Source organism: Methylomonas subterranea, from assembly GCF_024505185.1.
Classification (GTDB): Bacteria; Pseudomonadota; Gammaproteobacteria; order Methylococcales; family Methylomonadaceae; genus Methylomonas; species Methylomonas subterranea.
The window spans coordinates 80,078-90,549 of sequence record NZ_JANIBJ010000018.1 but is presented as its reverse complement, the minus strand read 5'-3'; the positions used below and the strand labels follow the sequence as shown (position 1 = coordinate 90,549).

Genomic DNA, 10,472 nt, shown 5'->3' with positions numbered 1-10,472 from the left:
TTTTTGCGCCTGACAAACCGGAGCAACAATGGAACGATTAAAAAACAAGATTCGCGATATCCCCGATTTTCCAAAACCGGGGATCGTCTTTAAAGACATCACGCCGTTGGTCAAGGACCCGGCGACCCTGCGATTGACGGTTCATCAATTGCTGCACCCTTTCTTGGGGCGCGAAATTACCGCCGTGGCCGGCATGGAAGCCAGGGGCTTCATTTTCGGCGCGCTGGTTGCGTGGGAACTGGGTGTTCCCTTCGTGCCGCTACGAAAGCCCGGCAAATTGCCATACGACGTGCAAAGCGTCAGCTACGATTTGGAATACGGCTCGGCGGAACTGCAAGTACATATCGATGCGGTCGATGAAAACGATAAAGTGCTGCTGATCGACGATTTGTTGGCTACCGGCGGAACCGCCAAGGCCAGTTGCGAGTTGATCGAAAAACTGGGCGCCAGCGTGGTCGCGTGCGCTTTTGTGGTGGAATTGGACTTTTTGGCCGGCAGGCAGCTTTTGCGGGACTATGAAGTACATGCACTGGTACATTTCTGACCGGCGTAAAGCCATTCCGTTATGCCTTTTCAAGAGCCGACTGAACTCGGCTCGGGTGGAAACAGCCGATAAATTGTTGAACGATTGTTTTTGCAAAATACGCTATATGCCACAATAAGCGTCGGCCATCGACTTCCCCGGCCATCGGGAGCCCGATAGTGGAGAAGGGGCTTGAACAGCGGGAAGCGTATGCAAACGGTGCACGATTCGTCGGCGCTTGTCTGCTTAACGTCCCATCTGGTTTTTTCAATTATTGCGGCTTTGCCGAGGAGTAAATATGCGTACAGTTGGACAAGCATTCAAAAAGGTGCCGGGCTTTTTGTTGTTTTTGCTTCTCATCTCGGCTCATGGTCAGGTTTCGGCCGAAGCGGAAAAAACAGCGGACGGCGACTCTTACCATGGACACAAAAGCTTGGACTGGCCCGGTATATATAACGGCTTGCTGCCTTGCGCGGATTGCTACGGAGTCAAAACGTCGTTGGCTTTGAACAAAAACAACACCTACATCCTGATTTACCAATACACCGGAAAATCACCCAAAGACTTCGTGGAAAAGGGAAAATTTAGCTGGGGCGAAAAAAATAATACCATCATTTTGACCCCGCGCAAGGGGAATGCCAGCAGACAGTTTTTGATCGGCGACAACACGCTCACCGAACTGGACGGCAAGGGCAAGCTGATTAGCGGCGAACAGGCCGCTCGCTATATCCTGCGCAGAACCGATGTTACCTCGGAACCGACATCGCATTCAGGTCATTGAGCTGTAAACCAAGCCGAGAAAATACCGAGGTCGTCCCGGGGCAGCGATGCATGGTCTCGACCGGCCTTGCGAATCGCGACCATGTGCCGTCTCAGCATGACCTTCAGGGTATCAAGCAGCCAGCCTAATTCTTGCCGGCTGAAACCGATCAACTTTGCCCGGTTTTATGGTTGATATAACTGCGGGCGATCTTGCGCAAGCCGTTGGCGGAAATTTCCAGGCCGAAGGGCGAGCCTATCGATTCCAGTTCGTACATCAAATCGGTGGCGGCGATCAAGGTCAGGTAGCGCAGGCCTTCGGCACCGGGCAACTGTTTGGACACCGCTCGCAGCAGCGGGGCCAATTTATCCCAGGATTCGTTGATAAAAACCCGCACCGGGTCGTTGCCGTCGGGCTGTTCGCCGCTCAAGCCCTGTTCGAAGGCGCGGCCGGCTTTCTGTAACACTTCATGTAAAGTGTCGCGATTGCCGGTCAAATCGTCGGGTAGCGGAATTTGGTCGATGCTTTTGTCCAGGGAAGATTGCCATTTTTGCCAAACGGTTTGCCATTGTTGCAATTCGTCGGCATTCAAGGCGGCCACGGGAGCATTGTTGGCGGGCTTGATGTTGGCGACGAAGCCCAGATTGACCACTATGCTTTGGGCGTCAGCCTTGGCACTGTTAAAGCGCAGGCTGGCGACCGAGTCGTGTAATTGCTCGCTGTCTTCCGCCGCAACGTAAGGCAGCAGGATTTTGACGATGTCATCGCGCGATTCGTTGAGGTCTATCTTTAATCCCGCAAGGCGCGGTGCGACTACCTGTTGCAGCAATTCCTGAAGTTGATCGATGTTGAGCTTTTGGCCGTTGCCGTCAAACGCATTGGTACTGGTGACCGGAAAACTCAATACATTGCCGGTTTTATCCAATACGGGTTTTTGCAGCGTTTCCAGAATGCCGCTCCATTTGACCAGGGTCATGCATTTGCCGCCCATTTTGGCGCCGAATTGCGCGCGCACGTTATTGTCGATTTTTACCTGACCGTTGACGCCGCTAATTTGCGGGTTGGATAAGTCCAGAAAGCTGCATTCCTTGCCATCCTTCCAAACCCGCGCGGTTTGCTCAGGTCCGGTAAACAATTGCTGGACCAGCACATTGCGGATCAGACGGTAATCCAGCGGTACCGGGACATTGATTTCGCGGGCGAAAGTATTGCTGGACAGCAACAGGCCGGCGGCGATTAACAGGGGGCGTAATGACAACATGATTTACTCCTCAACAAGGGTGGCGGTGCCGCGATAAGCCGAGGATATCGGATAACGGCGGTCGCGGCCGAAGGCTTTGGGGGTGATGCGAATGCCGGGCGGCGATTGGCGGCGTTTGTATTCGTTGCGGTCCACCAAGCCGATGGCGCGTTGCACGGCCGCCACGGGATAGCCCAGGGCGACGATTTCGGCGGCGGATTTATCCTGCTCGATATACAAGGCCAGAATAGGATCCAGCACCGGGTAGGGCGGCAACGAATCTTCGTCTTTTTGGTCCGGCGCAAGTTCCGCCGACGGCGGCCGGCTGATGACGCGCCGAGGAATCACCGGCGCCAGCGTGTTGCGGTATTCGGCCAACTGGTATACCAGCAGCTTGGATACGTCCTTCAGCGGCGCAAAGCCGCCGGCCATGTCGCCGTATAGGGTGGCGTAGCCGACGCTCATCTCGCTCTTGTTGCCGGTGGTCAACAGCAATTTGCCCTGTTTGTTGGACAGTGCCATCAATAACACGCCGCGACAGCGGGCCTGGATATTTTCCTCGGTGGTGTCTTGTTTACTGCCGGCGAACAGCGGTGCCAGCATGTCGTTAAAGGCGGTCACCGCCGGTTCGATCGGGATGACGTGGTACTTGACGCCCAGAGCCTCGGCTTCCTGTGCGGCGTCTTCGTTACTCATGTCCTGGGTATAGCGGGAAGGCATCAGTACCGCTTCAACTTGGTCGGCACCCAGCGCATCCACCGCCAAAGCCAAAACCAGGGCGGAGTCTATGCCGCCGGACAGGCCCAAAATTGCGCCTTGAAAACCGTTCTTGCGCACGTAATCGCGGATGCCCAGCACCAGGGCTTTGTATTCGCTAACCACGGGTTGGTAGAGCGGGGCGATGTCCGCCGCTTGCGGGATATTATCGACAAATTCCACGATGCTAAGTTGTTCGGCGAACTCCTCGGCACGAAACACAATTTGGCCCTGGCTGTCGGCCACGAACGAGGCGCCGTCGAAAACCAGTTCATCCTGGCCGCCGATTTGGTTGACGTATACCAGCGGCAAGCCGCTGGCCTTGACTTGGGCGCATATCACGTCCTCGCGCTGTTGCATCTTGCCGGCGTGAAACGGCGAGGCATTCAGGGTCAACAAAATGTCGGCGCCGGCGTCGCGGTTTTGGGCGATGATGCCGGCCCGCCAAATGTCTTCGCAAATCGACAGTGCCAGCCGGGTGTTGCGGATGCTGAACAAACAGCTGTGTTGGCCGGCCGTAAAGTAGCGTTGTTCATCGAATACGCCGTAATTGGGCAGCGCCAATTTATGATATTCCGCGATCACCTGGCCGTTACGCAGTACCGCCGCTGTGTTGTAGAGATGTTGACCCATTCTTTGCGGGTAACCGATCACCACGTCTATGCCGGGCAATCGCTCGGTCAAGCTGTCGACAGCCCGTTGGGCTTGCCGGATAAAATCCTCGCGCAGCAATAAATCTTCCGGCGGATAGCCGGTGATGCACAGTTCCGGAAAGACCACGATGTCGGCAAATTGCCGTTTGGCCTGTTCGGCGGCGGCCACTATCTTGGCGCTGTTGGCCGCGATGTCGGCAACGCTGAAATTCAGTTGGGCGAGAGCGATTTTTAAGGACATTAGGAAGTCAGGGATAGAATTTTTTTGTGCCATTTGGACTGCGGCGGCAGTCCGCTACTGCATAGATGCGAATAATCCGGCTGTCAACGCGATAATAAACCGTAAAAGGAAAGCGCCGGGACAGCGGTCGATGGTATTTGCCGAAATGAATAGGATGGACACCGGCATTGATCAATAATGATTTAATATCCGAAAACATGCTATCCAGAAAATAATCGCCCATGCCTTGCGCTTCATAAAAACGCCGCCCCGCGGCCGAGTCATCCCGCGCCGACCGAAGTATTTCTATCCTCATGTCAATTGATTACGTAGCGTTTCCTTGGCGATTTCCCAGGATTCGAACTGATCGGTGCCGTTGCTGACGCCTTGTTCCCGCTCGGCCAAAACCTCGCCGCGCCAGTTCGGTGAGTCGATGGTAGCGGCCGCGTAAAATAAGCTATCCCAAAGAGACTCCATCATCCGGAGTTTTTCTTCCACGCTCAATGATTCTAATGCAACATTAATCATCTATTCGCCTCTTCATTTTGTTTGACTGGATTCGCCGGCTAAAAACATCCCCGCATCGCCGCGCCAATATCCGACGGCGAACTGACCATCTGCACGCCGGCGGCCGCCATGGCGGCGATTTTACCCGCCGCCGTGCCGGCACCGCCGGTGACGATGGCGCCGGCATGGCCCATACGCTTGCCGGGCGGGGCGGTTTGTCCGGCAATATAGCCGACCACCGGTTTACTGACGTGGGCCTTGATAAATTCGGCGGCCTGTTCTTCATCGCTGCCGCCGATTTCGCCGACCATGACTATGCCTTCGGTTTGCGGGTCGTCTTGGAAGCGGCTAAGCACGTCGATGAAATTCATGCCGTGGATAGGGTCGCCGCCTATGCCGACGCAAGTGCTTTGCCCCAGGCCCTGGCGGGTGGTTTGGTGCACGGCTTCGTAGGTCAGTGTACCGGAACGCGAGACGATGCCGATTTTGCCGGGTGTGTGAATATGGCCGGGCATGATGCCGATCTTGCATTGGCCGGGGGTGATCACGCCGGGGCAATTAGGGCCGACCAATAATGCGCCGCTGCCTTGCATGGCGGCCTTGACCCGCAGCATTTGCAGCACCGGTATGCCTTCGGTGATGCAGACGATCAATCGAATGCCGGCGTCGACCGCTTCCAGGATGGCGTCGGCGGCAAAAAACGGCGGCACGTAAATCATGCTGGCGGTGGCGCCGGTGGCTTGCACGCCTTGTTGCACGGTATCGAATACCGGCAGTTCCAGATGGGTGGAGCCGCCGCGGCCGGGCGTAACGCCGCCGACCAGTTTCGTGCCGTAAGCCAGCGCCTGCTCGGAATGGAAAGTGCCTTGTTTGCCGGTAAAGCCCTGGCAAATTACCCGGGTGTTGTTATCGATCAAGATGCTCATACGGCTTTCTCCGCCAATTTCACCACCAGCTCGGCGGCACTGTTCAAGTCTTCCGCTGTATGTAACCCTAAACCGGATTGCGCCAGCATGGACAGGCCGAGTTCGACATTAGTGCCTTCCAGGCGCACCACTACCGGTATGCTCAGATGCATTTCCTCGACCGCCGCCAGGATGCCGGCGGCAATTACGTCGCATTTGACGATGCCGCCGAAAATATTCACCAGTACCGCCTTGGTGGTGCCGTCCGACAAAATCAATTTGAAAGCGGCCTTGACCTTGTCTTTGTTGGTGCCGCCGCCGACGTCCAGAAAATTGGCCGGCGCGCCGCCCTTCAGCTTCACCATGTCCATGGTGGCCATGGCCAGACCGGCGCCGTTGACCATGCAGCCGATGTTGCCGTCCAGGGTAATGTAATTGAGGTCGAATTGTTTGGCTTCCGCTTCCTTGGCGTCTTCCTGACTGGCGTCGCGTAGCGCGGCAATCTCGGGATGCAGGGCCACCGCGTTGTCGTCGAAATTGATTTTGGCGTCCAGCGCCACCAGTCTGCCGTCGGCGGTTTCGATCAGCGGATTGATCTCGATTTGGCTGCAATCCTTGGCCAGAAACAACTCGTAGACGCCGGTCATGATGTTTTGCAATTGACTTTGTTGCTCCTTAGCCAAGCTCAAGGCGGCCGCCACTTGGCGGCAGTGATAGGGCTGCAAGCCGGATGCCGGGTGTATTTTAACGTGGACGATTTTTTCCGGAGTTTCGGCCGCCACGGCTTCGATGTCCATGCCGCCGGCCGCCGAGGCGATGAATATCAGGCGCTCGCTGTCGCGGTCGATCAGCAGACTGAGGTAAAACTCGTTTTTGATTGCGGAAGCTTCTTCCACCCAAACGCAATTGACCGGCAGGCCGTTGGCGTCTGTTTGATGGGTCACCAAGCGCGAGCCCAGCATGCCGGCGGCATACTCGCTGACTTCCCGCGCATTGCCGGCAAGCTTGACGCCGCCGGCTTTACCGCGCGCTCCGGCATGGATCTGGGCCTTGACCACCCAGGCTTGCCCCGGCAGGGAATGCGCAAGCTGTTCGGCCAGGGCGGCCGTGTCGGCCACGCCGCCTTGCGGCACCGGAATCGCGAACTCGCGAAACAGTTGCTTGGCCTGATATTCGTGAATGTTCATCTTGTGGCTCCACTGTAATGGCTTTTGTAATCGTTTAAACAGAGTTTGTTATCATCCTGCTTTCAGCCCAGCCGAAAGAATCCGCCCGATGCCGCCCAATCAAGTCGACACCATTTATCCCTGCCCGTTTTCCAAGGGTTACGGCATTCCAATCCGGCAAGCCTGGTTGTTGCTGAAGATATTTTTTATCTATCGCTTCATCAGCGCCAGCTTGTTTGTCATGTTGTTTTTTTTCCGCTTCGGGCCCAGGGGCCTGGATGCGCACGATGCGCAATTGTATCAGTTCACCAGCTTGGCTTACCTGGGGATTTCTCTTCTTAACGCGCCGTTTATCTTTAGACGGCTGGCCAGTTATAACCGCTTGGCGCAGCTGTTCATTTTTACCGACATCGTGTTCATTACCGTGCTGATGCATGCCAGCGGCGGCGTGACCAGCGGCGTGGGCGGCTTGCTGGCGATTTCCATTGCCGCCGCCGGTTTGTTGATAGGCGGGCGTTGCGCATTGTTGTTTGCCGCCCTGGCCAGTCTGGCGGTACTGGCGGAAGAAGTTTACGACATGCAGACCCACGCCTTTAACGCAAACTCCTTGAATTATTCCGGTTTGTTGGGCATCACGTTTTTTGCGATTGCGCTGATATCGCTGATTCTGGCGCAGCGGGTCGAACAATCCACCAGTCTGGCCCAACGCCATGCGCAAACCATAGTGCGGCTGGAAGAGTTGAATCGCTACATCATTCAGCATTTGCAATCCGGCATCATGATCGTGGATGCCCAACAATTCATCGTATTGAGTAATTATTCGGCCTTGCGGTTGCTGGGGGTTGGCGCATCGCCCACCCATCTGGCCGACGTGTCGGATATGCTGCAACAGGCTTTTTTACTTTGGAATGAGAATCCGGAACAGGATTTCGCCATTATCCAGTTGGCCGATGGGGAAGAAATTCAGGTGCGTTTCTCGCTGTTATTGGTTGAAAACGAGCGTTTGCATATGCTGCTGTTCGAGGATATCAGCTTGTACAACCAACGCTTGCAGCAAAGTAAACTGGCTTCGTTGGGCAGGCTGACGGCCAGCATCGCGCATGAGATTCGCAATCCCCTGAGCGCCATCAGTCATGCCGGCCAGTTGCTGTCGGAAGCGGCCGAATTGAAACCGGAGGATTTGCGTCTGACCCGCATCATCCAGACTCATTGCCAACGGGTCAACAGCATCATTGAAGACATCCTCAAATTATCCCGGCGTAATCCGTCGCAAAAGCAAAAAGTGGTGTTGAATCAGTGGTTGGCCGCATATGTGCAGGAACAAAATCTCTGTCATGCCGGGAGTGAACAAATCTTCGACTTGGTCTGCGAGCAAGCCGAGCTGAATGCCTATATCGACCCGGGCCATTTAAAACAGATACTGGATAATCTGTGCGCCAACGCGCTGAAGTACGGCAAACCGGAATCGGGCGGCATCAAGCTGGCGGCCGGCATGGAGAACGGGCAACCCTGTATCCGGGTCATCGACAACGGGCCGGGTATCGACAACGAGGGCTTGCAGCATTTGTTCGAACCGTTCTTCACGACCTCCAGGCAGGGAACGGGGCTGGGGCTTTATATTTCCAAAGAGTTGGCCGAACTCAATCAGGCGGAATTAAGCTATGCTAAATACCGGAATAAATCCTGTTTTAGTTTGTTGCTGAGCAATGCCGATAACGTTGTAATTGAAATATGAATATGCCTGTTGCCTTGGTGGTTGACGATGAACCCGATATCAGAGAGCTTTTGGATATTACCTTGAGCCGCATGAATATCCGGGCCTGCTGCGTGGAAAATATCAAGGCGGCCCGACAGTTATTGTCCAGTCAGCATTTCGATCTGTGTTTGACCGATATGCGCCTGCCCGACGGCGATGGGCTGGCGCTGGTCGAATATATACAGGAGTCCGGCATGCAATTGCCGGTGGCCGTGATTACCGCGCACGGCAGCATGGATATCGCCGTCAGCGCCATGAAAAAGGGCGCTTTCGACTTTTTGAGCAAACCGGTCGATTTGGCGGCGCTACGGCAACTGGTCAACAATGCGCTGCGGGTTTCGCCCAATGTGCTGGAAAAAGACCGGCGTACCCGCGAGACCCTGCTGGGCGAATCCGACATGATGTGCGAGATTCGTTCCAAGATTCAAAAAGTGGCGCGCAATCAGGCGCCGATTTACATAAGCGGCGAATCCGGTTCCGGCAAGGAATTGGTGGCCAAATTGATCCATCAGCAGGGTCCGCGGGCCGAAAAGCCCTTTGTCGCCATCAACTGCGGCGCCATACCGCATGAATTGATGGAAAGCGAGTTTTTCGGACATAAAAAGGGCAGTTTCAGCGGTGCCATTGCCGATAAGCAAGGCTTGTTTCAGGCGGCCGACGGTGGAACCCTGTTCCTGGATGAAGTGGCGGATTTACCGTTGGCGTTACAGGTCAAGTTGTTGCGAGCCATCCAGGAAAAAAAAATTCGCCCGGTGGGCGAGCAACATGAAATAGCGGTGGATGTACGGCTGCTGAGCGCCACTCATAAGGATCTGGCGCAAATGGTGCGGGAGGGCAGTTTTCGGCAGGATTTGTATTACCGTATCAATGTGATTGAGTTGAATTTGCCGCCGCTGCGCGCCAGAGCCGCCGATATCGTACAAATCGCCGAACATTTGCTGGCGCGTCTGGCAAAAGCCAATCAGATGCCGGTGCCGCGCTTCAGTCCGCAAGCCCTGGCTGCCTTGCAACGCTATGAATTTCCCGGCAATGTCAGGGAGCTGGAGAATATCCTGGAGCGCGCGCTGGCTCTGCACGAAGGCGATCGGATCGATGTCGGCGACCTGAACCTGCGGATCGAGGAAGACGAGAGCACTAAACCGCAACGCAATTTCAATGCCGACAAGATGTCCCTGGGTAGCTATCTGGAAGATGTGGAAAAAAAGGCTCTGGCCGCCGCCTTGGAAGAAAACCGCTGGAATAAAACCGCCGCCGCCAAGCAATTGGGTATGACATTCAGGTCGTTTCGCTATCGCTTGAAAAAGCTGGGATTGGAATGAGCCGGCGAGGGTTGGGGTGGGGGATTACCCACCCCCAATGCGTGACCGAATGGCTTTATTGATATTTTTTCATGGCTTTCAAGGCATTTAACGCGGTTTGGATTTTTGCGTTTGTGTCGTCATTCAATTCGCTGTTCTTGTAGATTTTGTCCACCAAGCCTTCTTCAACCAGGGCTTCCTTGATCCATCGTTTGGCGAATGAGTAATTCGGGGGTAGTTTGGCAATTTCCCCGGTTTTGGGGTTCTTGACGCTGTCAGCGGCAATGCTTTCGGGTTTGGTTTTTTTGGCCGTCGCCGCTTTCGCTGCCTTGGGTTTTGTTTCGGCGGGTTTGCCTGAGGGCTTGGCGGCTACCGGTTTGGCTGCTTCGGGTTTGGTCGGGGGCGGGGTGTCTGGGGTTGTTGCGGCGGGCTCTGGCGTGCTTTCCGGGGTTGCGCTTGGTTGGCTGGCGTCCTCCGGTTGATCCTTTCCGCCGTTGATCGCCGTATAGACAACATAGGCAACAAAAACGGTTGTTGCTATAAAAAGTAACTCTGCCATAACTCTTCCCCTCGCTTTTTTTATTTTAAAGTTGATAAATCGATGTTATTGCAACGAATGACATCCGGACCGAATATACCAGAGCCGGTCGAGGCGGTAAACTCCCGGGCCCTTATGACGAAATTCGGG

General features: G+C 55.2%; 11 protein-coding genes. 4 read left to right on the top strand and 7 right to left on the bottom strand.

Annotated features, from left to right (window positions below):
* The first annotated feature begins 28 nt into the window (after positions 1 to 28).
* Complete coding sequence (locus NP590_RS11245) at positions 29 to 544, top strand: adenine phosphoribosyltransferase (RefSeq protein WP_256602482.1); 516 nt, start codon at positions 29 to 31, stop codon at positions 542 to 544.
* A gap of 277 nt (positions 545 to 821) precedes the next feature.
* Entirely contained in the window at positions 822 to 1,304 is a 483-nt protein-coding gene (locus NP590_RS11240) for a copper resistance protein NlpE (protein WP_256602481.1), read from the top strand.
* A 148-nt stretch (positions 1,305 to 1,452) separates the two neighbouring features.
* Here NP590_RS11240 and NP590_RS11235 read toward each other — a convergent pair whose 3' ends face one another.
* The 6 genes from NP590_RS11235 to sucC are packed head-to-tail and all read right to left on the bottom strand — an operon-like array spanning position 1,453 to position 6,751.
* Positions 1,453 to 2,544 (bottom strand): hypothetical protein, encoded by a 1,092-nt coding sequence (locus NP590_RS11235; protein WP_256602480.1) that lies wholly within the window; start codon positions 2,542 to 2,544, stop codon positions 1,453 to 1,455.
* A gap of 3 nt (positions 2,545 to 2,547) precedes the next feature.
* The gene (locus tag NP590_RS11230) at positions 2,548 to 4,173 is read right to left on the bottom strand and encodes an NAD+ synthase (RefSeq protein WP_256602479.1); all 1,626 of its coding nucleotides are present in this window, start codon (positions 4,171 to 4,173) and stop codon (positions 2,548 to 2,550) included.
* A 7-nt stretch (positions 4,174 to 4,180) separates the two neighbouring features.
* Complete coding sequence (locus NP590_RS11225; protein WP_256602478.1) at positions 4,181 to 4,468, bottom strand: type II toxin-antitoxin system RelE/ParE family toxin; 288 nt, start codon at positions 4,466 to 4,468, stop codon at positions 4,181 to 4,183.
* The gene (locus tag NP590_RS11220) at positions 4,465 to 4,680 is read right to left on the bottom strand and encodes an addiction module protein (protein ID WP_256602477.1); all 216 of its coding nucleotides are present in this window, start codon (positions 4,678 to 4,680) and stop codon (positions 4,465 to 4,467) included. The genes NP590_RS11225 and NP590_RS11220 overlap by 4 nt, the downstream gene beginning before the upstream one ends.
* 38 nt (positions 4,681 to 4,718) lie before the next feature.
* Positions 4,719 to 5,585: a succinate--CoA ligase subunit alpha gene (sucD, locus tag NP590_RS11215; protein ID WP_256602476.1), complete on the bottom strand. Its 867-nt coding sequence runs from the start codon at positions 5,583 to 5,585 to the stop codon at positions 4,719 to 4,721.
* Positions 5,582 to 6,751 carry an ADP-forming succinate--CoA ligase subunit beta gene (gene sucC / locus NP590_RS11210; RefSeq protein ID WP_256602475.1) on the bottom strand — a complete coding sequence of 390 codons (1,170 nt, stop codon included), beginning with the start codon at positions 6,749 to 6,751 and terminating at the stop codon, positions 5,582 to 5,584. Before sucC ends, sucD begins: the two co-directional genes overlap by 4 nt.
* Positions 6,752 to 6,839: 88 nt before the next feature.
* Here sucC and NP590_RS11205 point away from each other — a divergent pair, with 88 nt between their 5' ends.
* Both NP590_RS11205 and NP590_RS11200 read left to right on the top strand, forming a co-directional pair.
* Positions 6,840 to 8,465 carry a sensor histidine kinase gene (locus NP590_RS11205; RefSeq protein WP_256602474.1) on the top strand — a complete coding sequence of 542 codons (1,626 nt, stop codon included), beginning with the start codon at positions 6,840 to 6,842 and terminating at the stop codon, positions 8,463 to 8,465.
* On the top strand, positions 8,462 to 9,805 hold the full coding sequence (locus NP590_RS11200; RefSeq protein ID WP_256602473.1) for a sigma-54-dependent transcriptional regulator: 1,344 nt from the start codon (positions 8,462 to 8,464) through the stop codon (positions 9,803 to 9,805). The genes NP590_RS11205 and NP590_RS11200 overlap by 4 nt, the downstream gene beginning before the upstream one ends.
* Before the next feature lie 55 nt (positions 9,806 to 9,860).
* Here the strand turns inward: NP590_RS11200 and NP590_RS11195 are convergent, their stop codons facing one another.
* Complete coding sequence (locus NP590_RS11195) at positions 9,861 to 10,343, bottom strand: hypothetical protein (RefSeq protein WP_256602472.1); 483 nt, start codon at positions 10,341 to 10,343, stop codon at positions 9,861 to 9,863.
* Positions 10,344 to 10,472 lie beyond the last annotated feature (129 nt).